Source organism: Sulfurisphaera javensis (assembly GCF_041154675.1).
Taxonomy (GTDB): Archaea; Thermoproteota; Thermoprotei_A; order Sulfolobales; family Sulfolobaceae; genus Sulfurisphaera; species Sulfurisphaera javensis.
In genome coordinates this window covers 1,847,730-1,872,912 of record NZ_AP031322.1, presented here as the reverse complement: position 1 = coordinate 1,872,912, position 25,183 = coordinate 1,847,730, and the positions used below count along the sequence as shown (strand labels likewise).

Sequence of the window (25,183 nt, the reverse complement as noted above, 5' to 3'; positions counted from 1 at the left end):
AAATTTTCCTAACATTTTAATATTACTGTTTATATTTGTTAAGTGAATGATGAGCGCCGGCTGTATTGATTAATGATATAAAAATGGGATGACTGATATTTATGCATGAACCCAGTTCATATTTTAGCAAAAAAGGGTGATATAGCGGAAAAAGTAATTATCGCTGGTGATCCAGGGAGAGTAAAAAGCTTGTCTAAGTTTCTTGAAGATCCTCAACTTGTAAATGAAAATAGAGGTTTCCTTATTTATACTGGTAAATATAAGGGTGAAAGAATAAGTATCGCAACACATGGAATTGGGGGGCCATCAATTGCAATAGTCCTTGAAGAACTTACAATGCTTGGAGGAAAAATTTATGTAAGGTATGGTACTTCTGGTGCATTAGTCCCAGAATTAAATATTGGTGATTACGTTTTAGTAACTGGAGCATCTTATAATCCAACAAGCTTAGTTTATCAATATTTTAAGGAACAAGCTTGTGTCTCAGCTACCCCAGATTTTGAACTAACTATGGCCTTATATAACTCCTTTAAAAGTAAAGGGTTAAAGGTTAGTGTTGGTAACGTTTTTAGTAGTGATGCGTTTTATGCTGAAGATGAGGAGTTTACTAAAAAGTGGTCAGAAAGAGGAAATATTGCAGTGGAAATGGAATGTGCTACACTATTCATGTTAAGTAAATTAAGAAAAATAAAAAGTGGTGCTGTTTTGATCGTGAGTGATAGTCTAGTTAAAGGTGGGTGGATTAGTAAAGAAGAATTAGAGAAAAAAGTAAATGAAGGTGCAATAGCTATTTTAGATGCTTTAGTTAATTTTACTTAATGAAGATTATCAGAGACCCTATACATGGATATATTGAGGTTAATGATGAGGTTTTACCGATAATCTCATCTCAATTTTTTCAAAGACTTAGATACATTTCTCAGACAGCTTTAGCTTATATGGTTTACCCTGGAATGAGACATTCAAGGTTTGAACATAGCCTAGGAGCAATGCATTTAGCCAAAGAATTTTTAAATTATCTTTCTATGAATAATAAGATAGATTTTCTAACAGAAGGATATAAAACTCTTGTTTCTGTTTCTGCTTTACTACATGATGTTGGTCATGTTGCATTCTCTCACACATTTGAATCGGCTTTACAAGTAACTAAAGAAGTATACGGTGAAAACATAGAGTATTATGGAAAAGAAACACATGTCAAATACGGTTTAAAGATTATATCTAAAAATTCCTCACTTTTTGATAAATTAGGAAAAGAGAGCAATATATCAGATCCCATTAAGTTCCTAATTAACGTTATTGGCAACACGCCTAAAACTGAGGAAGAAAGATTAGCATCCCAAATTATATCTAATTTTGTTGATGCAGATAGGGGAGATTATTTGCTTAGAGATTCTTATTATGCTGGTGTAGGTTATGGAAGTTATGATATAGAAAGATTAAAGAGAGTTTTAGTTTACGTAGATAAGAAAATAGCTGTATTGAAGAAAGCTATCCCGATAGTTGAACAATTTCTATTAGCTAGAATGTATATGTATGAGAACGTTTATTTTCACAGTGTAGTAGGAATGTACAATGCAATCTTATCGCATGCAATTTCAAAGCTCATAAGAGAAGGTAAAATTGATCTTAATAACATAGAAAATTTAACAGATATCAAGATTCTTAACATGATTGAAGAAACAGAATTTAGAGATCCCATTCTCTTTAGGAAAGGTTACAAAAGAATTAAAAAAGATATAACACAAGAATGTATGTCATTAATAGATAAGGCTGAAATTAATAACTTAATGAGGGAAACTGAAGGAAAAATAATATACTATGAATTCTTTGACGTTCCCTATAGAGAGGAAAGTGAAGCTGTTTATATTTATGATGGTGAAAAAATATCCCAACTTTCAAGGTTCTCAAATTTAATAACTGCTGTAAAAGATTTACAAAAAGCAATAATAGTTTACCACGTAAGTATGGAGGATAAAGTTAAGAAGTATGTTGAAATTCTCAAATCTTGTTAACTCTTGGCCCTTTGCCCACTTTTGCTATAAGGACTTTCTTTACACCAATGGTTTCAAGAAAATTTAGAACTTCATCCTTATACTTTTCAGTAGTAAAAATGTGTGGATTAGGACCAGCATCAAAAGTATAGCCAGCTTTGCCAAACTCTTGTATCCATTCCATTATTTTAAATGAAATGTCGTTTAAGTAAAAGAACGATGGCCAAGAATCTAAAATTACAGCATGCATACTATTACTATGTCTCATTAACCAATAATAGAATTCAATTTCATCTTTTCTACGAATACTATCTATAATTTTAGGTAAAGATTCTTCTATGAAAGTTAATCTGCATTTCATTAAGGAAGAAGTCTTAGCAGTTAAAATCATTCCTTCTCTTGAAGATCTCTTTTTACTTTTTTCATCTATTATTGCTATAATATCAACAAGTTCAGGCCAATGAGTTTCTGGGAATATTTGATAACAAAAAGAATCTTCTCCATCATTTCTTTCTCCCTTTTCCCAAATGACAAAACCACCCACAGTACTTCTGCAAGCACTTCCAGATCCAATTCTAGCTATTTTAGATAGCTCTCTTTGAGATAAACCTAAGCCTAAGGCTTCATTCACAGCATAAACTAAAGCAGCTATTCCTGCAGCTGAGGAAGCTAAACCAGCAGATTTTGGAAAATTACTCCACGATTCAACCTTAGCATATATTTTTTCTCCATATAATTTTCTAAAAATTTCTAAGACTCTTCCACTATATTCCTTAATTTCCTCATCTTTCGCTTTTTCACCATTAATATAAACTTCATCTTTTGTGTATTCACTGGAAAACTCAACTCTTGTTCTCACTTCTAGATTGGTTAATGAAATAGAGAGTGAGGAATTTAGAGGTAAATTTAATTCTTCATTCCTTTTACCCCAATATTTAACAATTGCTATATTTGAAGGTGCAATAGCTTCTGCTTCAAGCTTCAATTTTTAGTCCCTCATCTTCTTTTAACTCAATAACTATAACCTTTTCCTTCTCCCATTTTTCTTTTACTTTAGTTAAATCTTCTCCTAATGCAAAAACAGATTCTCCGCCAGCCCCAGGGGATAAAGCTATCAAAGAGTCTTTCTCAGCAATTTCAATTAGCTTTTTAATTCTATCATCTTCTATCTTTATTCCCACTATTCTTTCAGCTAATCCATTCAGATATTTTCTAGCTAGTTTCACATGTTCTACAGCCTCATCCAATTTTCCAATCTGTATAAGTTTTATTGCCATCGTATTTTCTTCATCTATATATTTCATAGTTTTTTTAAACTCCTCAGATTTGCTCTTTTCTACGAATTTAGCTACAGAGTTTACTGTACTGAAACTTTCTCCTATAAATCCTAAGAGCATTTGATAATTGCCAATTTTTAATGGTTTTATTTCACTGTCAACTTTTTCAATATCTTTAAATCTTCTATAGACTATTGAACCATAAACAGCAGAGGCAATATCAAATCCACTTCCGATACCTCTTTGTCTGATATAGTTAGCCCTTTGAGCTAATTTGTAAACCTCATCTTTATCAATCTGTTTAAAGAGAGATTCATATATACAAGCAGTTAAAGCAACTGTAGAGGCTGAGGAACTTCCTAATCCAGTTTTTTTACCATTGATCTGAAATTCTGGATCATTGAATAGTTTCACGTGTAAAGGAGTTAATTTTCCATATTTTTCTTTAAATACAGTTAAAACACTTTCTATTAATTCATTTCCTTTATCTTTAAAAGTGCCATAAGTTGTCTCAAAGAGAAATCTTTCACCCTCTTTGACTTCACATCTTACTCTTTTATTTATCGCAATGACATGCGAAATTCCTCCAAAGACTACTGAATAACTTCCAATCCAAAGCACTTTTCCTGGAGCTGAAATCACATGATGAATTTTTTAGCTTCATTTTATTTTTGTCTTCCATGGAATTCATGAGTAAAAGAGATAGGATAGTTCTAACAACAGTATCGCAATCTGGTCCTACGGGAATTGATAGTTCTACATTATTTTCTTTACTTTCACCCATGATGACAAAAGAAAGTTTAGTGAAAAGCATAGAAGAATTAATGGTAAAAGATCTAATTAAGATAGTAAACCTTGGCCAAGGTGAAATAAGATATGTTACATCAAAATCAGTGAGGGATGCAATGATATCCTTAGATATACAAAAGTTAAAGATTGCCGAATACGTAAAGGAACTAAATAATAAGAAGGATGAAATATTAAAGCTACAAGATAAGAATCAGCAAATAGAAGAATTAAGGAAGATAGTTATAGAAGGATTAAATATTATATCCATAGGAATTATTAACCTATCTAATTCCTTGCCAGAATTAACAATACCTGAGTATATAGAATCTATACAGCCTTTGGTTGAAGTTTTAGAGAAATTATACAAAATAGTGGAAAAACCACTTAGTAAAGAAGAAACAGAGGCCATCCTAAAAATTATAGAGAAATATAGGGGAGAAAGAGACTATAAATTATTAAAAGAGTTAATAGAGAAAAACGAAGAAACAAAAAAAGATAAGTCTATATAAATCTTTTTAAACCTTTAATCATATTTAAAATTGTATGAGAGTTAAGAGAGATCAATTTGAAATAATGGCCGATATCCTTGAGAATGTCAGACAAGGTTATGGCTCAAAATCAGCTTTAATGAAAAATGCTAACTTAAGTTTCTCTATCTTAAGGAAATATCTTGATTATCTAAAGGAGAAGGGTTACATAGAAGAAAAAGATAATTCTTATATAATCACAGATAAAGGACTAGACTTATTAAATAGATTAAATAGTGTTAGAAAACTAGAATTTCAATTAGCAGAGCTTATTAATGAGCTTTCTAAAGAATTATCATAATGGCAAATCAAATTTATTTGCTGATATTTGTTGGTTTATTAACTTCACTCATTAATATAATTTTACAGTATTTGTTAGTCAAAATAAAAATGAAAAAGATTGAAAACGAATGGATTACATTAAAGTCAATTGCATCATTATCTTCTTTTAAAAACTATTTAGATGTTGTTTCAGCTGATGAAGCTCAAGAATTATTAGAAGAGCTACTAGTAGGACTTAGGATGACTCCTTCTATAGATTTATTAAGCAACAACGTTGAAGAAAAACTAAAGTCGCTAAAAGGTGGTTTAAAGGCTCTATTAGACTCGCTTAATATTACAGATCTTTTAAATGCATATTATATTAGTGCTAAGAAAAGTAATCAACTTGGTATGATAATGTCGTATATATCATTACTTATCATTTTATTAAGTATAGTTACTCCTCTCTCTTTATTTTTATTAGGAGTCTCATTAGGTCTTGGCATTAATTCTCTCTACTTATTACTTAATTCCTATGTTAACATAGAGAAAATTGAAAAAATAAAGAGAAAATTAAAAACTTTATTATTAGAGTGAAATTTGCATTTTCTTTGAACAATTTAATAAATCTTCCTTTATCTTGTTTGTAACGTTTTTTATAACTGAATAATAATATTTAGGTCTACCAATCTTCTTATCATCACTTTTATCTCTTACAACTAGTCCAACATCAATTAGTCTCTTTAAACTATTCTCAATAGTTGTTTTGCTTACTTTCATTATTTGGGAAAGCTCATCTGAAGTTACTGCTCTATTAAGTTCAATAAGCTTAAATAGACAATCAATATCTGTATCACTAAGCTTATAACAACACCTTATAACATCTTTAGCGTCCTTTAGTTTCTCACTCATACACTTAATTATTGAATAATCAGTAATAAAACTTTATCAAATTTTTTGTGTTTCAACTACTTTTAATTCTAGCTAAAATATTATAAATATGTGAAAGGTTATATAGTAGTGTTTAAATGTGATGAAGGCATTATTACAACTAAAACTTACAAATTTGTAATAAAATCAGGTTTTTATGCGTATGTAGGTTCATGTGGAGTTAATTGTGGAAAAAGAATTAGTAGACATTTATTAATGAAGGGAAAGAAAAAACATTGGCACGTTGATTACTTGAGTGATTTCTGTGAGCCCTTGTTTGCAATTATATTACCCTTAAAAGAAAGGGATATAGTAAAAATTCTTCTACTGAACTTTGATTATGTAAAAGGTTTTGGTTCTACAGATGATAAGCAAAATCCATCTCACTTATTTAAAGTCTCTTTAATCTCCTTACTTAGTCTAATAAGGGGTATAAGCGAATAATTTCTTTTTCCAAATTCCTCCATATCTACATACCAGAAACTCCAATTAGAGAGAAACTGTAAGTACACTTTACTTTTACTTAATATCACCTTATATATCATGATAGGTTTATCTAACGTGAAGCCTATTTCTTTTTTAAAATAATTAAAAAGAGTTAAAGATAACTCGTTTTTTATATCTTCACTAAGAAAAGGCAATACATTCTTACCCTCAATTACTTTTACTTTAACCTTATTTCTCTGAGTAACGCAAAGAGCTTCCCTCTCGTAATAAGACAACTTATTGATAATCCTATCTTGAAAACTAAAGTTAAATGGATTAAATTTCTCTTCGCCTATTACTATATAATTATCTTTTAGGACGAAGGAAACTTTTCTCTTAAAATTTGAGTAAATTACGCCCCTATTATCCTTTGTCATCCCTTTTAATATTAGACTACCAGAAGAACCTAAAGCAGTAAAAGGAGAAAGTAATTCAAACTTATAAGTATAACAAAAATTTTGAGATACTGATTGTAAAGTTTTTAACATTATATCTTTAATTATTGAAAATAAATAAAATTCCCTCATTTTCTATCCGAAACTTTCTTTATATCTTCTATTGCTTCCTCCTCTTTACCTAGTTTCATATATGTTTTTGCTCTTCTTACATAAGCTTGTATATACTCGGGGTTTAAGTTAATTGCTTTAGAATAATATGTAATAGCTTCCTCTAACTTTCCTTCATTCTCTAGAAGAACCCCCTTACTAAAGTAAACCTCTGCAAAGTAAGGATTTAAGTTCATTGCAGTATTTAAATCGTCTTCAGCATTTAATCCTAATTTCATTTTAGTTAAAGCTCTAAAATAATATAGTTCAGCATCTAGTGGATAAAGAGAAACAGCAATACTTAATTCTCTTAAAGCGTCATAAGAATCACCGGTATAGTAATCAATAATTCCCTTCACCTTGTAAAATAAAGGAGAAGAATCTTCTAATCCATTAAGTTCCTCTTTTGCCTTCTCATATTCTTCAAGCTTTAAATACGCTAAAGCTTTTAACAATCTAGCCTCTTTATCATTAACATTAGAAAGTGCTTTCAATGCTTCCTTATACATCCCTTTTGAAATATATATTTTTGCTACCTCAACATAATTCCCCGCTTTCATAAAGGCGTCTATTGCCTTATCATCTTCGCCGAGTTCTTTTAGAATTTTTCCTAATAAATTATAAGCATCTTTTGAAGGATTTTGTTTAATAACCTCCTCAGCTTTTTTAAGTGCAGAAACTAAATTTCCTTGAGCATAGTATTCTTCAATTTCTTTTATATCATTCACAAATTTATATTATTCTTTAGGAGTATTTAACATTTAATCTTTATGAAGAAAAATAATACTATTTTCTCTAACCTTAATTTTTAAGGAAGACTAAGATAAACATTTCACTTTCTTTAAACCCTAACTCCTTAAAAAATTTAATAATTAATGGTTAACACATGGAGCCGTTTTATTTCAAATCCTATGAAAGAGTTGTGGGCGTAGCACATGATGTTAAAGAGTTAGAGAAGGAAATAGCAAGAATAGGTGCAACAGATCCAGCATGTGTAAATTGGCATCTTGAGCAAGGACATATTGTAACATGGCTAAAGTATATAGGAAATAGTACTTTAGCGGAGATGTTAAAAGGTGTGAAAGATTGGAGGGAGGCTTTAGCTAGAATAAGAGATTACAACACTATACAGCAAAGTACTACTCAGAAAAGAAAATGGAAAAAAGTAAAAGCATGGTAATAAGTTAAATTGTTTTTTATATTTACTATCTTAGAAAACTATATATATATATTCATTAAAGTAGAACCTATGTGATATCAATTGTTAAATTATATTCGAAATTGTATTTAAGATATTATTTTTCTCTCTTTATTAAGTATTGCATTAACAAACTCCTTTATTTGGGGAACAATCGGTAAGTCTTCTAATCTACCGTTAAATTGATACAATTCGTCTATGAAAGGAATAACAACACCTACTAAAAATCTGTCATCCAATAAAGATCTAAGGACGTTAATGCCTCTTTCCTTATTAGTACTCATGTTAACAATTAAGCCTAAAGGCTTACCTATTGATGTGGATTCTAATTCGTTAATGTATTTTTTAGTTGTTTCCGTATCTTCTACTAAGTCGGTAGTAAGATAAACCCTATATATTTCCACGTTAGGAAAAAGCTTAGTAAACATTGTGAGTTCATGTTCAACAACTTCACTTTTCATAGTAACGTAGGGTGGATTATCTACTATAAAGAATTTGTAATCTTTTCTTTTGACTAATTCTTCGTAAATTTTTTCTAGAATATCTCGTTTTTTACTATCCCTATGAATTTCTTCTACATCCTTATAAAATATTATACCTTCTCCAAAAAGTCTAACTATAGTAAGATTTCCTATATCAATAAAATAATTTTTAGGTTCTTCACCTTTTGCTATCTGAGAGAATAAACTGTTTCCAACCTTGGCAATTTGGGATGCAAAAGAGAATAAATCCCTATCTAAAAATAGTACATTGTAACCTCTATTACTTAATTCTTTTGCAGTCATGAGTGCCATTATTGATTTTCCTATCCCTCCTTTTATTCCAACAAAAGAGATTCTCACAATATACAAATTATGAGACTAAATATAAAAATAACACATTAAGTACTTTTAGCGAACTAAGGAAGAATACCTCCTTATTATCCTTTTATTATAATATAATTAACTCCTAGGTAAATAAGAAGAAACAATGGTAAGAAGATTTCATCGATCCCAATAAAAACTTCACCCAGCCACAACGTACCTAAGCTAAATAAAAGTGCCGAAAGTATAAACTTTAAGTGAGGTAACCTTATCTTAGCTATTTGGGCCTTCAAAACTGCAGTCAAAATAACCACCGCAACTCCTGCAATTATAGCTCCTAATAATGCTGAGGAATAACTTTGGGGAAGTAAAGCTAAAATTACTAATGAAGCTTCTAATCCTTCTACTGCTGAAACCGTAAACACAACTCCAACACCTTCTTTTTCTTCCTTTTCTCCTTTTTTCTTAAATTGTTTTTTAAAATATCTTCTTGCACTTCTTAATAGTCTGTATCCAAAATAGAATAAAATAACTGAAGCAGCTAGAAGAAAATAGCTAAGTGGTACTAGATAAATAAATTTTCCTAAAGTAAAAGTAGGTATTAATACTACTAATACACCTAATATTGCATAAAGAAATGGTATATTGTTCTTCAAAATATTGTGATAAATAGCAGCTATTGCACCGGCTTCTGACAATTCGAGTAAAGAAATCCCTAATGAGGCGAAGAACACACCTAAGTCCATGAGATTCTAAAAACAAACGTAAAATAAAAAAATTATCACTTAATGAGTATACTTGTTAATTTACTAGTATACTAACTAGTTTACTCTGGTGGTATTTCCTTAAACATTATATTAATATCTACTCCTTCTCTCTTATGCCTTAAATATGATGCCAAGAATACTAAAACTGCAAATATATATGCTGAAATTACAAATCCTAAAGTAATTGTGTTAACTCCATGAGATGTAGTAAAACCTATAAGTGGATTAGTAGTTGCTTCATAAGTTAAATAACCTAAATAGCCAACAGCTAATATTCCAAAGATCTTCAAAATTCTTTCGTTATTTCTAAAACCATATATTGTACCAGCTAGAACTCCAAAGAAAAGATATATAGCCCCTAATATCGTTGTGCCATATAGTGCTAATGCTGCATTTAGGGAAAAGACTGGGATTAACAAGAGTAGAAGAGTTATTGTTAAGTCAAGTAAGTGAGCATAAACTGGTGAGCCATATTTATTAACTTCAGAGAACTTCTCTGGAAGGATTCTATCAAATGAAAGAGCAAAAACATACCTAGAAAACATTACAACGCCATAAGATAAAGTATAAAAGTTCCACATTATTAGTCCTAAGCCTATTATCCATTGTAAAATTGGATTACTTGCTAAGGCTATTGCAACAGTCCAGAAATTATAGACAAAAGTTGGATAAGCTGAAATATTAAAGTTATATCCAGCAACTAAATCCATCTCCATAAAACCTAAAGTTACTAAGAGGAATGTGACAAGAGACGCAATTATAATGTTTAGTTTCGCTACCTTATCAGCATTCTTAAATTCAGCAGATACTGATGGTCCGGCATTTATCCATGGGTAAGTATATAATGCAAATAAAGGTAAAAGGGAAAGTGTAGCTAACAAATTGAAGTTACTAGGAAAGAAGACCTTTTCTCCAGATGGAACAGATATGTTGTAAGCGTTCAAGAATGGAGTTAATTTAACAAAGAAATCACTACTGTTTGCCCCAATTATAATCATTGCTATGATTAAAGCTAGAATAGAGAACACTCCGAAAGACGTGACTAAAGTAAATCCCCATTTTGCTTTCCTTATGTTAATGGCTATTACTATTCCAAAAAAGATAGCAGATATTACATAAAATATTATCCTCTGAGTTAAAGTAACATTACCATAAGGATTTACAAAGACATTATTAGCAAGGCTTATCAAACCTTGGTTATGAGTCATAATTCCTATTGTGCATAAAACCGAGTTTACTGATGAAGCTGAGAAAAAAGCAATTATTGCAAAGAACGCTGTTGATTGTATAAGATATGATAATGCAAGTATTGATCCTAGTCTACCATCAATCACTCTTGATATCCAAACGTAATCTCCTCCAGTTCTTCTAATCTTTAAGGTCATTATTGTATATACAATAATCTGTGGTATTGAAAGAATGAATCCTAAAACACTTGCTATCCAGAGTACTGCACCATTACTAACATAAGGAGATATTGATTGAAATAAGGCTTCGCCGGCAGACATATTACCTAAGTTTAGCATTATAGCATCAAGGAGGTTTACTTGCTTAATTAAACCTGAGCTTTCTCTGATGAACAATGATTTTTTCTCAGCCATGTATAAAGTGAAAAATGTTTGTTTTTAAAGCTTATTTTTCAGATAATTTTTTAATCCATAGCAAACAGTCTCTTTATAAAACGTATAAACATTATCTAAAACTAGAAATTTTAGAAAAATTATTAAATTCCGTTAACAGAGTTTAATTTGGTCTTACCTAGACTTTAGTAGTAAAAACTTTTAAATACTCTAATTACAAATTAAAACAGACTTGTAATGACAGTTAGCCTTAAAGGATTAGTTGAAGAAAACATTGTTGAGATCAATGATAGGCTTGGTTTTAATACTTGCTGGCTTTACAATTTTAAATGGGTCAATGATTTGAGTAAGTTTATTTTGGCTTTATTAGCGAGGAATAAAGAATTAAGCATAATAATACCAACATCAAGAGAAGATAGGGATGTATTAATCAATCATATAAGAAAAATAGCAAACCAACATAAGGCTTCTATTACTATTTTACTTAGTGATAAAATAGCTGAGTCTAATTTCTTAGTTTGTATAAAACAGAATTAAAATAGATATTTTCTTTCCTTTAATAATTACTTATTCTTAATAGCTTTAGGTAATTCCCAATTCATTTTCATCGCAATTATTCTTAGTAATGATGTCACTATAAAGGAGATTATTATATCATAATAATTACTTATTCCTTCAAATCTTAAGATAAAATAGATAGATGAGCCAAGAATTGCAGCAGTTGCATAAAATTCTCTACTTAAAACTAATGGAATTTCATTCGAAAGAAGATCCCTAATTACTCCTCCTCCCACTGCAGTTACACTACCAATCATTATAACAAGTAAAGGTGAAGGATCTATTGAATAAGCTAATGAGGCTCCAGAAGCAGCAAATGCACCTAATCCTATAGCATCAGCATATAATAATGGTTTACCTACGTTTGCAAATATCTTATAAAAGGTGAATGTAATTAAACTCGATATTAATGCAGTTAGAGGATAAGGTAAATAAGTTAAGTTTGTTGGTGGTGTTTTACCGAGCAATAAGTCAGCAATTACTCCCCCGCCTAATGCAGTTGAAAAGCCTAAAACTAAAATTCCAAGTAGATCCATTCCTTTTTTTATTCCTTTCATTGAACCAGATATTGCAAAAGCTATTATTCCTATGTAGTTTGCGATTTCCAATATCACGAAATGATTAGAGGACAAAGAGGATAAAAAGTGATTGGTGTAATTTTCCTAAAGATGAGCTAACACATTTATTACGAGTACGTAAATTTTATAATATATGCAAACAAATATTTTCGTATATTAAGTATTAGTGTAATAATTAACGATGAATTAAAAATAAAAATGGATGAGCTAAGTTACATTAATTAGAGCGAGGTAATAATGAGGAAAATAGAAAAAGTCAAAAAAGAGGAGGAGAAAAAAGAGAAATAGAAAGAAAGATTACAAAAGAGTTGTCATAGAAAACAATTTCCCTAAAAGCATGAAATTTAAATACTCTTAGTGCAAATTATTTTTAGACCCCATACTCCAGATGTGGATGGTAAATTCCCGAATAATATTAGAAACTCAAGTGTGCGGATTTCTCTCATAGGGTTCCCGTGAAGGGTATAGAGAAAAATGATTAGATAACCATGACTTCAACGAAATCTAAGGAAAGAGAATGGATACAAAATATATGGAATTCAATGAGACCCAAACCCCGAAGCGTCAGTTGAGTCTTATTAATTTTTCTTAAATTATTGAGTAAAAGATCAGAAGAAAACATAAGAGAATGCAGAGATATAAATTAGGAGTAGTTGATGCTTCAGTAGTTATTAAATGATTTGCTAATGAACAATACAGTGATAAGGCTTTACTTCTAAAAGAAAGCTATGTGAAAGGTATTGAAGATTTATCAGCTCTATGCATATTACCCTTTAAAGTCATAAAATGGTCTAAAGTATATTTATAATTTAGGGAAAAGGAATAGAGGAAATATGTAAAATATTAAATGATTTTCAAATTACTCTACATATTTTTGATGAGATATTTTCAGAAGCTATTGGTTTATCCACAGAAAATGGTATAACAATATACGATGCCTCCTACATAGCATTAGGTATGAAAAAGAAAGAAAAAGTGTATACAGTAGATGAGAAGCTTTTAAGGAAAGTGAAAGAATTAGACTTTAGTATCCATAATAAAAGACTACACTGTACTTAATATTTGATTACGAATTAGATAAATAACGCAAGAGATTTTAAGCCCATACTGGTGAAGATGAGGAGGTTGTTGTGGATGAAGTACTGGTGCTTGTTGATGTAGTTGTTGATGTCGTAGTGCTACTAATACTTGTATGACTACTTGATACTGTAGTGTGAGGTATTGCTGCCATGGCAAAAAATATTCCACCAATTATAAGGATTATTGCTGAGAGGGCAATTAATATAAGACCTATTTTATCTATCTTCATACTTTTCTTATCTTATTTATTGAATAAAAATTTTTTCCCAATAAATGATTTTTCAATGTAACTTTTGATTTGGGCAAAAATTTATAAATTGCTAAGAAAATGTTATTAAATTATGAAAAGAGCTTCAACAGCAATAATAGGCTTAGGTGCAATTACAGGAATATTAAGTTTTGCATGGAGTGCAGACCATTTTCCTTTGTATAATCTAAGTTTCTTGCCATTTGGGATTCGAATTTTCTTTGTATTAGATTCAGTGTTATCAATAGTAGCTGGAATACTTTTTATATTATCCTTCAGATTATTTACCATCAAAATAATATATTTACTAGAGGTCGTATATTGGTGGATAAACTACCTATTACTAACATTAACTAGGGTTTTTCCTGCTCCATTAATTGGAAAACCCTTGCCCACAACAACTGGACCAGCATTAATAGCTTTTGTTTTAGATATTCTATTAATTATCTTATCCACTGTATTTTATTTAATGATAAGGGAATAAGTTATTCACATTTTTCATCTAATGTATGTATACTCATATCGTCTGGATAGTCTATTATACAAAAGAACTCTAGTTCTCCTTCATAGTTTACAAATGCATGTTTAACGTTTGCATCTATAAAAATATAGTCTCCTTCCTTTAACTCGTAAGTTTTATCAGCAACACATACTTTACATTTTCCTTTAGTAATTACTACAGTTTCTTGATACTTATGATAATGCATAGGAATAATTCCATAAGGTTCTAATGTGAATTTTCTTACTGCATAATGTGCGCCATGATCCTTTGTTACTAACCATTGGATATAAGCTCCTTTACTTCCCTTTATAGGAACTAGGTCTTTTTTAACTTGCGAAACATTTGATAAGTAATAGTCCATGTTATGTGAATAGATTCCTAAGATTTAAAAGTGAAGGTTCAATCTTTACCTAGAAAGAGAATCAACTTTTGATAAGTAATAAACATAGTATTTAACAAACGACTAAATTCATTGGTTTGACGTGCTTTAGAGAGACTAAAATAAAATTTAAAAAGATTAATAAAGAAGCCCTTAAAATTAAGCTATGGAAAGTTCATCAGTGATTACCACATGTTCTTTGCTAATACGTTTCTAACAAAAATGTGTTTCTATTATTGTAACATATTACTTGATGTCTAATTTTATTCCATTTACTTCATCCTCGTTAACTTAAGATAGTTTTCAGCCTTTCTCAAAAATTCATTTGCCCCTTACTAGTCACAAATTGTTTTAGGCTGATATGTATTAAAAGCTAATATGCAATTTTCGTCTTGGTCTATTCTTACTTTGTTAAAGATCTTGATAGTCTTAACTTTCTTGAATGTTAACATGATGTAAAACTCTTATCGTTTTATGTAAATATTTTAAGCTAAAGGTAATAAAAATCCAATGTACATTTATAACAGAGTTTGAAATGTGTGAGAAAGAAATAGGATTTACCTTGTAGGTTTTCTCTTTATTAATAGGAACACTATACCAACCAGTATAACTAAGATAACTACACCTATAATTAGTATTGAATAGTTTAAAGTTGAAGGTTTGATAGACGTATTATTTGATGTACTCGGTGTACTCATGGATGTTGTTGAATTGTTTGTCGTTGTAGCAGTACTAATCAAATTGATTGAATAATAACCACTACTAGCTGTTGGATAAACAAAATAATAAGTTCCATTAACCTCAGTACCAAAAACGCTAACAAATCCAAATTGTGTATATAGAGAAGGTGGAAGATTGTACACATCCTTTATACTTCCATTACTATTAAGAACTACAATGTAAGATGACGAATTTACCCTTGCTATAAAAGCGTTAGATAAATGGGTAAATGCGGAACGTGAAAAAATAGAAAATAAAGATGAAACTTGTGATGTATAATTATAATCAGTTAGATAGTAATAAGAACCATGGAGAGTGTAAATAGTCACGTTGAAGGTAGATGAATTATAAGGCTGAACCACTAAGATTTTACCATTTATATAATATATACGAGAAATTAAATTACTGCTCGTAGAGCTTATTATAATAATATGATTATTAGTACTAGTTTGAGATTTTTGATAAATTAGAGGAATCTTAAAAATCGTCTTTCCGCTAAAGGTTTCTCCAATTAATGTGTTATTCTCTTTTAATAGTAAAATGGGAGTATTTTGTAAGTATGTGAAGCCTAAAGTGTTATTACTTATTGTACTAGATGATATAATATTCCCGTTAGAGAGATTTATCTCAATTAACTTTTTCCCAGTACATACAGGTTCCTCGTAAGTCGTACCATAGTAACTAATATTTTTGACAATATACGTACTGTTCACCACTAACAGTGTGTTATTGGTCTCCATAGCTTCGGTATAGTTGAGAGAACTTATTTCTGAAATTAATGACCTAAAACCTATTCCTAACAAAATAGTCTTATCTAATATTATACTACCATTCCAAGATACTACCGTTAGAGAATAATTATATACATTACTTGCAAATATTGAGGGATGTGGTGATAATATAACTATACCTTGTTTATCAGCCTTAATGTAACTGATTGGATATATTGATATATTAACATCCTTCTTATTAGGAAATAAGAAAGTAAGTTGATAATTAGAAGAGTCGGCAAAGGGGGCTTTAGAAGTTATTAGTACCGGAATTGATTTATTACCATAACTTACTTGTTGAATTATTGTTTGTTCTCCATTAGAGTTCATTGTTTTTATTACCTTATTTCCATTGTATTCATAAATTACGGAACTACATGTAAAATATGGATGGCCATGATTATAGTGTTCTTGGGATATCCAATCTACTAAGAATAGTGTGTTATTAGCCACTTCAAGGAACCCAATCATTGTTTCATTTACAACTGGTGGTATACTGGCTATTATTTCAGATGTTTCCCCATTATAATATTTTACCATATATAGAGAACCAGTATGATTTGTTGGATTATAAGTAATGTAAGAAATATATAAGCCACCCTTATACCATACGATTGATGTTGGGATAATACTTTCATTCTTCACATTAACAACAACGGTCGAACTTAAAACAATTACTAAAGAAAGTAAAAGGAGTGATAGGAGAATAACCCCTTTCATTAAGGCCCCACACAAAATTCTAGTTCATATTCCGTGGGGTTCTCAGCATAATTATAATAAAATGTGACGTATAAAGTAGCGTCAGATGTCAATGTACTAGTGGCATTTACGTTAGTGATATAATATGATTCTTTTCCATTCACGTTTATGGGTGATATAAGTGATGTAGCTCCTCCACTTCCAGTAGAATTTATGCTAATGAGATTAACTTCGATATCAAAGGAAAGATATTTTGATCCATAATCAGTATATACAGTATTATTTGTTATTGCTACTTTAACAAGGGGATTTTTGTATAAGGCATTTTGTACTTCTGCTCTTTTGTTTATTGGTATGTAAATGTAAAAATAGTCTCCGACTTTTGTTTTACTTAAATTTAAGATAACATATGCCTTAACTATACCACTTGTATTTAATATTCCAGAACTTATTATAAAGGATGAGGAAGAGTTTACTAGAGGATGTGGATTGTATACTGTAGTGGGAACAAAAGTTAAGTTTACAAAAGAAGTTGTTGTACTACTAGTTGCTGATGGGGACGACTTATTCATTTTACTTAAATTTGTTAGGAATCCAATTGTTATTGCTAGTACAATGATGAGGAAAATTAAAGATATTATAACTATCTTTTTATTCATATAATCACTATCTTGTTACTGCTACTCTCGAGCTAATATAAAAATATTTTCACAGTATAAACAATATAAATAACTATTTATCACTCTATTTTATTTCAATTATTAATATTCTACATTGAAAAATTTTATATATAAGTAATATCGAGAGATTTCTATGAAAAGAAAGATGAACTCGATATCATGTGAGAAGACAACATTTATTAAAAAAGTTGTCACTACGTTACTTTTAATTGTTATAATAGCATTACCTTTATCCATCCTATCAATACAAACACATGCTGATGTAACCATAACTAGAGTACAAAACCTATAACCCGTATTAACTGTAAACTGGGTTTTTAAATCGGGTAAAACAGTTACCGGGGATAAACTAACTGTTTATAGAGCTAATGGTACTTTTGTTGGAAATATTTGTATTTCATACTAAACCAAGGTTTAGTACAAGCTAGTTCACCTTGGTATGAAGATGACGGTGGAATGACAGATCCTAATGGACCAACAATGGTACAGTACATAAATATAACTAAGCCAGATGGGTCATTTATTTATGAGAGTTGTCCAAGGAATATTTGGATAGATCCTCCAACAGGTCAATCTAATATTTCAATGGAAGTGGTTCTGACTAGTCCTAACGGAGTTACTACATCAGCCGATATATCACTATACTATTCTACATATATATTAATAGGGAGAACGGCTCCTTCTTCTAATTTAAATACTATTAGAATTTGGGACTGGGCTCTTAACAAATCCAGAGCTGGCTCGTGGGCTCAAAAACAGTGGATCTGGTCAACTATTGCAGTTATTGATAGTCCAAGCGGAAGCTTTACATTTCAATATGCTACTGAAGGTAATTTCTGGAATTCAGTTTCTCTGCAAGATACATGGCATAGTATTGTAGCATTTGATGTTACAATAACTTGGTACTCAGCTTGAGAATAAACCCCAATTCTTATACGTGCCGTCTCTCAATAGTTTTATACTTTTTTCTTAATATGCACGCTGAGCATATTCGAAACTTTGTAATTAGAATGCATATGAAAAGTCCTGAGATCAATCCTTGTTTGTTAGGAATATTTGATCATAGCACGCTCGTTTATGGTATTTTTCATTTAGTTATTTAAATTCGGGATACTATATTGTAAACATGGAACAAACTTATTTCAATATGTCATACAGCTCTACTCTTGTAATCTCTAGTAATATGTACATGAATTACCCAGTTCAAGTTATCGCTGATCATGAGTTTGGTAATTTGTTAGTTGAATTTAAAGATAGGAAGCCAGTTAAGGATGCGGAAGGAGAAGCATTTGTAATAATAGGGGTAGATGAAGAAGGAAGGCTTTCTTATATTTCAATAATTCCAGACGATGAAGATTTAAAGAATCTCATTAAGGAGATTAAAAATGCTTGAGGTTACTGATTACCAAGTTATTGAATCTCATGAAGGAGTTTATCAGATTAAAACTGAAAAGGAAACTCTTACTATCAAGATTATCCCAATAGTCACAAAGGTGTATAAAGAAGATAATAAGTTAGGAATTGTAGTAAATAATGTAATAGCTACTACTACGGATAAACCATCCTTTGGACCTTTATGTAATCCTTCTATGTTGAACTCCCGTTCTGCAAATGTTATAGAAATAAAAGAAATTAGAAAACCCTCACTAGTGTTAAAGATTCAAGAGAAAGAGGTAAATGTGCAAATTCTTGTTACTAATATTTCTATCTACGACAGTTATAGGGATAATTTTGGCTCTCCTTGCATAGTAATAAGCACGGTGACTATGTATTAAACTTGTTTTGACTAAGCACGCTGAAGAACAAAAGTTACTTAGAGAACAAACGTTAGCAATAAAATATGGAGTTCAAATATACGGTGAAATAGATAGAAAATTAGAAGAGTTTGCAAATAATCCGGATGGAAAGAAAAGACCAGACTGTACATATTCTTCATGTATGAAATTAAGTATTGATGAACTTTACCTAGTCATAATATTCAAAATAGAGGTAGACGTAATTAAGGTAATTACTCTTTTCCCTACAAACAAGCGTAGTACAATTGAAAAGTTTTGTTAAATAATCTCTATTCACTGAAATTAAATGAATCATTTTCTTTCTTCAATAGAATAAAATCTGTTACACAATTATCTCTAGACTCTTCTTACGTTAATTTTAGGGCTTTATTTTCATGTATTTTTTGTTATTTCATTATTTCTTGAGATTAAGCTTTTTATTCGTTATTTCTTCTTTACCAGAGATTTTTTGATTATTACTCGTTTCACGTTGTCAAAACAAAACCTCCACTTGAACTCTTCTTTTCCCTACTTTTTATGGGGAATAAGGCTTATACGTTTTCTCCCTTTAATTTTTACGTTAAGTTAAAAACTCGTAAAATTGACAAGTTAAGTCGGAGTTAACTGTACAAAGTAATACTTAGTTCCTAGAAAGAGAAATAAAACACGTAAAGTTTAGCTGAAGCACGGGTTACTGATATCATGAGAGAAATTGAAAGTAATACCCTCATTAGTAATACGCGAAAGAGAAAAAAGGAAAGAGCTATACCAAAAGAGGTAAGAAAATTTAGGAATAAAAAATGAAAAGTTAAAAAATCAAGTGACATAAACAGTGGTTTCTCCATTAGAAGTCACAGCGAAGTAAGAAACATAAAATATGTCATTAATATCGCCCCTTATTCCTATGTAACTAATGTACTGCCATGGGAATTGTGTAGTATAGTCTACTTGATAATATGTTCCGTTTATGCCTATTTCATATATTTCTACGAAACCGCTATTATTCATAAAGATAACTGAAAATGTGAATGGATAGTTTGGATTTGGTTGAGGTAGATCATTATAGCAAACGTCATCTTCGCTACCATTTTGATGATTAAAACTATGGTAAAGTATTTGATTATCGTAGAAGTCTACTACTAATGAGTAAAAGCCTCCATCACCATCAGTTGTGTAATTTCCTACTCCGAAAGAAAACAACTCAATCCCGGGATTAGTACCTTGAGCGTGTAATGGAAATTGATCGACTACTATTGTAACGTTAATTATGCTAGAGTTTGGAACATAATGCCAAGCTATATATTGTCCCCAGTAGCTAGCATTTGAGGAATTGATTACTAACACATTGTTTAAGTAATAAGGCTTTGTTAACCAACCAGTACTTTCAATAAATGGATATATAGGAACACTGAAATTGCCCAAAACGTCTATTGTTAAACTTCCGCTGTAACTATAGCCTGGGAAATAGACTTTAAGTAAAACGTAAACCTCACCATTAGGCGGAATTATAATTTTACTTACGTTAGTAGCATAACTAGTCTGTGGAGAAATGAGAAAGCCAGTAACCTTTACTGGAAATGGATTATAGTTGTTAAGCTGAATATCGAGTATAAATGGCTGATTTGTAAATCCAACTTTACCAAGGAAGAAGAATGAAATATTATCGTTTACATTAACATTTGGTATTAATGAGTTAACATTTACACTTGAGAAATATGATAAGTAGTCATTTACTGAAGGTAATTTTTGTGTGAAAAGTGTTCCCTCAAAATTAATTTCATTACATTGATAGACTAAGTATTCGGGTTTAGCTCCTTTTGGAACCTTCAAATGTTACGAATCCACTAATCGTTTCTCTATTGCTTAATTCACCAGCTAATTCTTTTCCAGGAATTTCATTAGGCCAACTTCCGAATGTTATTGAGGAATAGTTACCCTCATTAGTAACTAAGTAAAAGTTATGGTAATAGAGGTACATTGAGTAAGCACAATCGTAAGTTATATTTGCATATATAACATAGAGTGCTTCGGAATTATTATTAATAAATGAGCTTGCGTCAACTAAATAGTCTATGTTAACGTGGAATATTTGGCTTAGATTTTTAGCATATTGGAAAACTAGAAAGATTGTGAAATTGTAAGCATAAGGAAATGTACCATTTATGCTTATTGTTACTTCTTCTCCAGGGGGAATTATTATTCCACTGCTGGCATTTGTAGTGTGAAGGATAAGGATAAATCTCCTTTAGAACCAAGGGTAATGGTGAATTATCATATAAACCGAGTGCGTATTCAAAAGTGTTCTTATAACTTATATAGGTAGTAGAAGCAAAAGATACGCCAATGTTCTTAGGATAAATTACTGGAGTTACTGTTGGTGATCCAGAATAACTTGTAATTGGGGGTAATGAAGAGATTGGGGGTTTACTTGATGGGCTTGATGCTAAGATAAATGCTACTACTACAACTGAGACAACTATTGCTAGGGCAACTCCAATTACTATTGGTACAGTTTTTTCCATAATAGGAAGATAAAAACAGTGCTAATAAGTTTTTCATAATAACATGAGTAAAGTTGCTTATTTATTTGCTAATATCATCTATTAAATCTCTGAGTTCATTTAAATTAGGGTTGTCATCCTTAAGTATATCTACTTTTATCTTTAGACTAACGTCTAATCCTTGCTTGTACTTATCAATTTGAGTACGAATAGGCATTTCTTCACGAACTACTATTATTGCTCTTTTCGGCTTTCCTTCTTTTATTGTTTTGTAAGTAGCTATTATCTGATCTACTGCTCTTCTAATTTTTGATTGATCTCCTTTTTCTTTCACTTCAACTAATAAAGAGTCTTTTTCATCCTTCTTTACACAATATGCATCTACTCCCCTACCACATATCCAATCAACTTTAACGCAAATATAGTGATCATTTTGCAAAATCGGAGATACCATAAATATCACAAAAACTTTCCTTCAATCATCTTTTCCACACTTTCCGTTTCAACTGGTATAATTGTCTTCAGCGTTTCTAAAAGGCCATTTTCATCAATAGTCCTTTCCTCTGTAACTCCATTCACAATCTCATAAACTTTCACTTCAGATCTTAATAAATAAGCCAAAACCATGGAAATCCATTCTGAATGAGTGGTTATGAAGAGTTTCTTATTAAATTTAGCAATCTCTTTAGCTACCTCAATTTGTGCATCTGGGTGTAGATTTAACTCTGGTTCCTCGATTATTAAACTTCTCATATTACTCTTTGTAGAGAAGGCTTTAATAAACACGTATTGGTATATTCCACTAGCAACCCCTTTACCAAGCTCTTTACCATCTTTGTATACTAAAATCTCCAGATGACCAAGTAAATCATATTTTATGACTACTTTATGACCTAACACCTCATATTCTCCACTCATATCCCATCTTAAAGGGTCTAATATTTGAGGCTTAAACGGCTTAACGTTAGTGACTGAAAAGGTGCCATAGTATATAAGTGGAAGTAAATGAGGTATTGCAACACGTTCAGTACTTAAGAAAACTGCAGGATACCAGTCACTTATGAAAAATTTTGAAATAGCCTCCAAAACTAGCTCATTGAATGTTACTTGCTGTGTGTTAGTAACTTTAAGTTCCATATTTAGCGCCCTGTGAACTAGAGTAATCTTATCTCCTTCTTTTTTAACATAATCATAGTGTAAAGAAACTTCCCCATTACCAACTACTTCAAGTTCATTCTTTCCTATTTTGTATACGAATTTATCAGTTGATATTTCAGAGTTTTCATTGATCATTGAACTATCAATTACTGTTTTGAGGTTTTTGTTTAATGCTGACGTGAACGCCTCTCTATTATCATTTATGATTTTGTTAACATTAACAGTTATTGTGTGCTCGTTAACTAAGGTAATAGCATTTTCATCCACTTTCAAGCTCTGGATAAGTTGTAAAAATGAATTAGGATCGAGTTGAAAGGGGTAAATCACGAAGTAAAATAAAGAGGCTAATGTAGTTTTCCCAGATGAGTTTTGCCCGACAATTACAACCTTATCCTTGAATTCTAAATTAGCGTGAACTATCGGACCTACGTTTTTAACCTCAAATTTCATATGAGTAAATTTTGTCAAGGGAAAATAAATGCATTATAAAACGAGGCGGGAAAATATAAAAAGGTAAATTCTAAAACTCTTTTTGTCGTGATGACCACCCAACCTCCCGAAAGGTGACGAAGGCTAGATTAACTGATATGATCACCACATGGTATAAGTTTAAGATCGTCTACTTTTCTCATAATAAGTTCTCTTAGTCGTCTATTGACGCTGTTATTTTTAGAAAACGTTGATGCCACTCCCTCAGGTAGGACTAAGTAAAAAGATAACTTTGTGTTCTGATATCGTAATCTTAAGTCTGAAATGAACTTAAAAAGATTAGCAAACTGCCGGCATTTAACTAGATTAGGTGAATAACCATCTTTAGAAAGTATAAGATTGTTTATCTTTGCTCGAATATCATCAATAATATTTTGCGTTAATTGTTTCACGTTTTTAAGTTCAATATAGGCAATTTCTAAATCATTTCTATTAAATCTAATGCACATGCCTTCTGGGTGAGAACCAGTGAGGATATTCCTGTTCTCGAATGATATGATTAACACGCAATCAGTTTTAAGACAGCAATTATTTTCTCTGATGACTATCTCTGTTGGCATTTTTCTTCCCACGCTAATACTAATTCCGTTATACTATCAAGTAACTTATTATTTAAATCAGTAAAGATTTCAGCATTAGCTAATATTTCTTTAGCACTACGTTTTTCTACTTTTCCTTTGTCAAAGAAGTAAAAGTTAACATCTACATGATCTAAATTGTCCAAATTTTCAATATCTACAAGTTCCTTTATCCTTGATATAAGAACGTCTTTTGCACATTCTGAAAATCTTGATAACATAGCCATTGTAAGTAATAGTATTTCACTATGAGTGGAAAATACGATCTTAAATCTTTTTGAAAGTAAGTAAAGTATAACTCCAATTTTTATTTGTGAATAAACATCTAACTGCGTCTCTGGTTCTTCAATAAGCAGTAATCCTCCTTCACCATCAGCTACAGCTAAGAATAATGAGCTTAATTCAACAAGACTTGCAGATGAATGAGCTGGAGAATACCCATTTATAGTAAGTTCTTCTTTCTTAATCTTGATAGATAAATTGAAAAGTTTTTCAATCTCACTATTTATTTTACCTTGCTTTACTAGATTCTTACCATTCTTTATCCAATATGAAGAACTACTGAAATAAGGGTCATCTAAATTACCATACAATGCTACAAATCTACCATAATTTAAATACCTTACACTAGGAATTTCAAATAAATCTTTGGCTTTTTTCTCTATAATAGGAAGTACTACATCTGACAAGTAGTTTCTAACGCTATTTGCAAGAAAACTTATTAAGGAATAGCTCGCTTGCGTTGTCGCTTTGTTTAACAAAAGCTTTCCATCGCGTAATTTCACACTGACTCTCTGTGGTTGAGGAAAAGATGAGTATATATCCTTCTCTTCATAAGTTTCCTCTTTAAAATCAATTTTTCTTATTTTTTCTCCCAATTCTTTTATCAAATCCTCGCTTCTTTTTCCGTTTAAATACAATTCAACATTAGATTCTCCAACCAAACTATTCCTTAGAAAATCAATAACTGTTCTGATGTGAGTAGCAAAATCTATTTCTAACATTTTATTTTCAAGAAAATTAATATTACCTAAGATAGAGTCAATTATCCTTTCTTCATTACTTTTATCAAGAAAGCTAAGTAGTGAGTATAAAGCCTTTAAAACGTAAGATTTCCCTGTATTAGATCTTCCAAATAGGATAGTAATTGGTGTATTAATCTCAATTTCAGTCTCTTTTAAAGGACCAAGTTTATGAACTATAAGTTTCATCATCTTTATTACTTTTCAAGAGTTATAAGTTTCATTACTAGTCTCATGGATCTCGTCTGAATATAATAGCATAAGACAAACCACTAGTTAGCAAAATATGA

Annotated in this window: 33 protein-coding genes and 1 pseudogene; 15 read left to right on the top strand and 19 right to left on the bottom strand. The window is 30.7% G+C overall.

The annotated features are described in order from the left end of the window. Positions 1–105: 105 nt before the first annotated feature. Together ACAM25_RS10360 and ACAM25_RS10355 are read left to right on the top strand one after the other, a co-directional pair. Complete coding sequence (locus ACAM25_RS10360) at positions 106–819, top strand: purine-nucleoside phosphorylase (protein WP_369609654.1); 714 nt, start codon at positions 106–108, stop codon at positions 817–819. Continuing rightward, positions 819–2,015, top strand: a complete 1,197-nt coding sequence (locus tag ACAM25_RS10355) for an HD domain-containing protein (RefSeq protein ID WP_369609653.1) — start codon at positions 819–821, stop codon at positions 2,013–2,015. Before ACAM25_RS10360 ends, ACAM25_RS10355 begins: the two co-directional genes overlap by 1 nt. Here ACAM25_RS10355 and mvaD read toward each other — a convergent pair. Both mvaD and ACAM25_RS10345 read right to left on the bottom strand, forming a co-directional pair. Next, complete coding sequence (gene mvaD / locus ACAM25_RS10350) at positions 2,002–2,979, bottom strand: diphosphomevalonate decarboxylase (RefSeq protein ID WP_369609652.1); 978 nt, start codon at positions 2,977–2,979, stop codon at positions 2,002–2,004. The two genes, ACAM25_RS10355 and mvaD, sit on opposite strands and share 14 nt — an antisense overlap. After that, positions 2,969–3,913: a phosphomevalonate kinase gene (locus ACAM25_RS10345; protein WP_369609651.1), complete on the bottom strand. Its 945-nt coding sequence runs from the start codon at positions 3,911–3,913 to the stop codon at positions 2,969–2,971. Before ACAM25_RS10345 ends, mvaD begins: the two co-directional genes overlap by 11 nt. 38 nt (positions 3,914–3,951) lie before the next feature. Between ACAM25_RS10345 and ACAM25_RS10340 the strand changes: the two genes are divergently transcribed. The 3 genes from ACAM25_RS10340 to ACAM25_RS10330 are packed head-to-tail and all read left to right on the top strand — an operon-like array spanning position 3,952 to position 5,445. Then, complete coding sequence (locus tag ACAM25_RS10340; protein WP_369609650.1) at positions 3,952–4,569, top strand: hypothetical protein; 618 nt, start codon at positions 3,952–3,954, stop codon at positions 4,567–4,569. Positions 4,570–4,603: 34 nt separating this feature from the next. Continuing rightward, positions 4,604–4,888 (top strand): winged helix-turn-helix domain-containing protein, encoded by a 285-nt coding sequence (locus tag ACAM25_RS10335; protein ID WP_369609649.1) that lies wholly within the window; start codon positions 4,604–4,606, stop codon positions 4,886–4,888. Continuing rightward, positions 4,888–5,445 carry a hypothetical protein gene (locus tag ACAM25_RS10330; protein WP_369609648.1) on the top strand — a complete coding sequence of 186 codons (558 nt, stop codon included), beginning with the start codon at positions 4,888–4,890 and terminating at the stop codon, positions 5,443–5,445. Before ACAM25_RS10335 ends, ACAM25_RS10330 begins: the two co-directional genes overlap by 1 nt. On the opposite strand, the gene ACAM25_RS10325 is transcribed toward ACAM25_RS10330, so the two are convergent. Next, positions 5,437–5,760, bottom strand: coding sequence for a helix-turn-helix domain-containing protein (locus ACAM25_RS10325; protein ID WP_369609647.1), 324 nt, complete (start codon positions 5,758–5,760; stop codon positions 5,437–5,439). The two genes, ACAM25_RS10330 and ACAM25_RS10325, sit on opposite strands and share 9 nt — an antisense overlap. A 90-nt stretch (positions 5,761–5,850) precedes the next feature. Here ACAM25_RS10325 and ACAM25_RS10320 point away from each other — a divergent pair, with 90 nt between their 5' ends. Next, complete coding sequence (locus ACAM25_RS10320; protein WP_369609646.1) at positions 5,851–6,222, top strand: GIY-YIG nuclease family protein; 372 nt, start codon at positions 5,851–5,853, stop codon at positions 6,220–6,222. On the opposite strand, the gene ACAM25_RS10315 is transcribed toward ACAM25_RS10320, so the two are convergent. Beyond that, positions 6,162–6,752: a hypothetical protein gene (locus tag ACAM25_RS10315; RefSeq protein ID WP_369609645.1), complete on the bottom strand. Its 591-nt coding sequence runs from the start codon at positions 6,750–6,752 to the stop codon at positions 6,162–6,164. The genes ACAM25_RS10320 and ACAM25_RS10315 overlap by 61 nt on opposite strands. 35 nt (positions 6,753–6,787) lie before the next feature. After that, entirely contained in the window at positions 6,788–7,537 is a 750-nt protein-coding gene (locus ACAM25_RS10310) for a tetratricopeptide repeat protein (protein WP_369609644.1), read from the bottom strand. 158 nt (positions 7,538–7,695) lie between these two features. Between ACAM25_RS10310 and ACAM25_RS10305 the strand changes: the two genes are divergently transcribed. Beyond that, positions 7,696–7,989 carry a hypothetical protein gene (locus ACAM25_RS10305; RefSeq protein ID WP_369609643.1) on the top strand — a complete coding sequence of 98 codons (294 nt, stop codon included), beginning with the start codon at positions 7,696–7,698 and terminating at the stop codon, positions 7,987–7,989. Positions 7,990–8,096: 107 nt separating this feature from the next. On the opposite strand, the gene ACAM25_RS10300 is transcribed toward ACAM25_RS10305, so the two are convergent. The 3 genes from ACAM25_RS10300 to ACAM25_RS10290 form a co-directional block, all read right to left on the bottom strand. Further along, a complete protein-coding gene (locus ACAM25_RS10300; RefSeq protein ID WP_369609642.1) occupies positions 8,097–8,849 on the bottom strand; it encodes a P-loop NTPase in 753 nt (250 codons plus the stop codon). 77 nt (positions 8,850–8,926) lie between these two features. Continuing rightward, positions 8,927–9,556 (bottom strand): hypothetical protein, encoded by a 630-nt coding sequence (locus tag ACAM25_RS10295; protein WP_369609641.1) that lies wholly within the window; start codon positions 9,554–9,556, stop codon positions 8,927–8,929. Positions 9,557–9,636: 80 nt separating this feature from the next. Then, on the bottom strand, positions 9,637–11,178 hold the full coding sequence (locus ACAM25_RS10290; RefSeq protein WP_369609640.1) for an APC family permease: 1,542 nt from the start codon (positions 11,176–11,178) through the stop codon (positions 9,637–9,639). A 216-nt stretch (positions 11,179–11,394) separates the two neighbouring features. On the opposite strand from ACAM25_RS10290, the gene ACAM25_RS10285 reads away from it, so the two are divergent. Further along, a complete protein-coding gene (locus tag ACAM25_RS10285) occupies positions 11,395–11,694 on the top strand; it encodes a DUF4898 domain-containing protein (RefSeq protein ID WP_369609639.1) in 300 nt (99 codons plus the stop codon). Positions 11,695–11,720: 26 nt separating this feature from the next. On the opposite strand, the gene ACAM25_RS10280 is transcribed toward ACAM25_RS10285, so the two are convergent. Then, the gene (locus ACAM25_RS10280) at positions 11,721–12,329 is read right to left on the bottom strand and encodes a trimeric intracellular cation channel family protein (protein ID WP_369609638.1); all 609 of its coding nucleotides are present in this window, start codon (positions 12,327–12,329) and stop codon (positions 11,721–11,723) included. Positions 12,330–12,921: 592 nt separating this feature from the next. Between ACAM25_RS10280 and ACAM25_RS10275 the strand changes: the two are divergent. Continuing rightward, positions 12,922–13,352, top strand: a pseudogene (locus tag ACAM25_RS10275) (type II toxin-antitoxin system VapC family toxin). A 37-nt stretch (positions 13,353–13,389) separates the two neighbouring features. On the opposite strand, the gene ACAM25_RS10270 reads toward ACAM25_RS10275, so the two are convergent. Then, complete coding sequence (locus ACAM25_RS10270) at positions 13,390–13,602, bottom strand: sulfocyanin (protein ID WP_369609637.1); 213 nt, start codon at positions 13,600–13,602, stop codon at positions 13,390–13,392. A 112-nt stretch (positions 13,603–13,714) separates the two neighbouring features. On the opposite strand from ACAM25_RS10270, the gene ACAM25_RS10265 reads away from it, so the two are divergent. Beyond that, positions 13,715–14,104 carry a hypothetical protein gene (locus tag ACAM25_RS10265; RefSeq protein ID WP_369609636.1) on the top strand — a complete coding sequence of 130 codons (390 nt, stop codon included), beginning with the start codon at positions 13,715–13,717 and terminating at the stop codon, positions 14,102–14,104. A 1-nt stretch (position 14,105) separates the two neighbouring features. Here the strand turns inward: ACAM25_RS10265 and ACAM25_RS10260 are convergent, their stop codons facing one another. The 3 genes from ACAM25_RS10260 to ACAM25_RS10250 form a co-directional block, all read right to left on the bottom strand. Continuing rightward, positions 14,106–14,483 carry a cupin domain-containing protein gene (locus tag ACAM25_RS10260; protein WP_369609635.1) on the bottom strand — a complete coding sequence of 126 codons (378 nt, stop codon included), beginning with the start codon at positions 14,481–14,483 and terminating at the stop codon, positions 14,106–14,108. A gap of 575 nt (positions 14,484–15,058) precedes the next feature. Next, the gene (locus ACAM25_RS10255; RefSeq protein WP_369609634.1) at positions 15,059–16,711 is read right to left on the bottom strand and encodes a hypothetical protein; all 1,653 of its coding nucleotides are present in this window, start codon (positions 16,709–16,711) and stop codon (positions 15,059–15,061) included. After that, positions 16,711–17,349 carry a hypothetical protein gene (locus ACAM25_RS10250; RefSeq protein WP_369609633.1) on the bottom strand — a complete coding sequence of 213 codons (639 nt, stop codon included), beginning with the start codon at positions 17,347–17,349 and terminating at the stop codon, positions 16,711–16,713. The genes ACAM25_RS10255 and ACAM25_RS10250 overlap by 1 nt, the downstream gene beginning before the upstream one ends. 154 nt (positions 17,350–17,503) lie before the next feature. Here ACAM25_RS10250 and ACAM25_RS10245 point away from each other — a divergent pair, with 154 nt between their 5' ends. The 5 genes from ACAM25_RS10245 to ACAM25_RS10225 all read left to right on the top strand — a co-directional run bounded on the left by ACAM25_RS10245 (position 17,504) and on the right by ACAM25_RS10225 (position 19,428). Beyond that, positions 17,504–17,662 carry a hypothetical protein gene (locus ACAM25_RS10245; protein ID WP_369609632.1) on the top strand — a complete coding sequence of 53 codons (159 nt, stop codon included), beginning with the start codon at positions 17,504–17,506 and terminating at the stop codon, positions 17,660–17,662. 98 nt (positions 17,663–17,760) lie between these two features. Then, positions 17,761–18,285: a hypothetical protein gene (locus ACAM25_RS10240; protein WP_369609631.1), complete on the top strand. Its 525-nt coding sequence runs from the start codon at positions 17,761–17,763 to the stop codon at positions 18,283–18,285. A gap of 211 nt (positions 18,286–18,496) precedes the next feature. Next, entirely contained in the window at positions 18,497–18,763 is a 267-nt protein-coding gene (locus ACAM25_RS10235) for a hypothetical protein (RefSeq protein WP_369609630.1), read from the top strand. Further along, positions 18,756–19,145 carry a hypothetical protein gene (locus ACAM25_RS10230; RefSeq protein ID WP_369609629.1) on the top strand — a complete coding sequence of 130 codons (390 nt, stop codon included), beginning with the start codon at positions 18,756–18,758 and terminating at the stop codon, positions 19,143–19,145. The genes ACAM25_RS10235 and ACAM25_RS10230 overlap by 8 nt, the downstream gene beginning before the upstream one ends. A 7-nt stretch (positions 19,146–19,152) precedes the next feature. Then, the gene (locus tag ACAM25_RS10225) at positions 19,153–19,428 is read left to right on the top strand and encodes a hypothetical protein (RefSeq protein WP_369609628.1); all 276 of its coding nucleotides are present in this window, start codon (positions 19,153–19,155) and stop codon (positions 19,426–19,428) included. Between the two features lie 533 nt (positions 19,429–19,961). On the opposite strand, the gene ACAM25_RS10220 is transcribed toward ACAM25_RS10225, so the two are convergent. The 6 genes from ACAM25_RS10220 to ACAM25_RS10195 all read right to left on the bottom strand — a co-directional run bounded on the left by ACAM25_RS10220 (position 19,962) and on the right by ACAM25_RS10195 (position 25,082). After that, positions 19,962–20,975, bottom strand: coding sequence for a hypothetical protein (locus ACAM25_RS10220; protein ID WP_369609627.1), 1,014 nt, complete (start codon positions 20,973–20,975; stop codon positions 19,962–19,964). Next, positions 20,953–21,123, bottom strand: a complete 171-nt coding sequence (locus ACAM25_RS10215) for a hypothetical protein (protein WP_369609626.1) — start codon at positions 21,121–21,123, stop codon at positions 20,953–20,955. Before ACAM25_RS10215 ends, ACAM25_RS10220 begins: the two co-directional genes overlap by 23 nt. Positions 21,124–21,247: 124 nt before the next feature. After that, positions 21,248–21,667 carry a hypothetical protein gene (locus ACAM25_RS10210; protein ID WP_369609625.1) on the bottom strand — a complete coding sequence of 140 codons (420 nt, stop codon included), beginning with the start codon at positions 21,665–21,667 and terminating at the stop codon, positions 21,248–21,250. Positions 21,668–21,728: 61 nt separating this feature from the next. Then, positions 21,729–22,100: a hypothetical protein gene (locus ACAM25_RS10205; protein WP_369609624.1), complete on the bottom strand. Its 372-nt coding sequence runs from the start codon at positions 22,098–22,100 to the stop codon at positions 21,729–21,731. Positions 22,101–22,105: 5 nt separating this feature from the next. Continuing rightward, positions 22,106–23,254 carry an AAA family ATPase gene (locus tag ACAM25_RS10200; RefSeq protein ID WP_369609623.1) on the bottom strand — a complete coding sequence of 383 codons (1,149 nt, stop codon included), beginning with the start codon at positions 23,252–23,254 and terminating at the stop codon, positions 22,106–22,108. Positions 23,255–23,837: 583 nt separating this feature from the next. Continuing rightward, positions 23,838–25,082: an AAA family ATPase gene (locus ACAM25_RS10195; RefSeq protein ID WP_369609622.1), complete on the bottom strand. Its 1,245-nt coding sequence runs from the start codon at positions 25,080–25,082 to the stop codon at positions 23,838–23,840. Positions 25,083–25,183 lie beyond the last annotated feature (101 nt).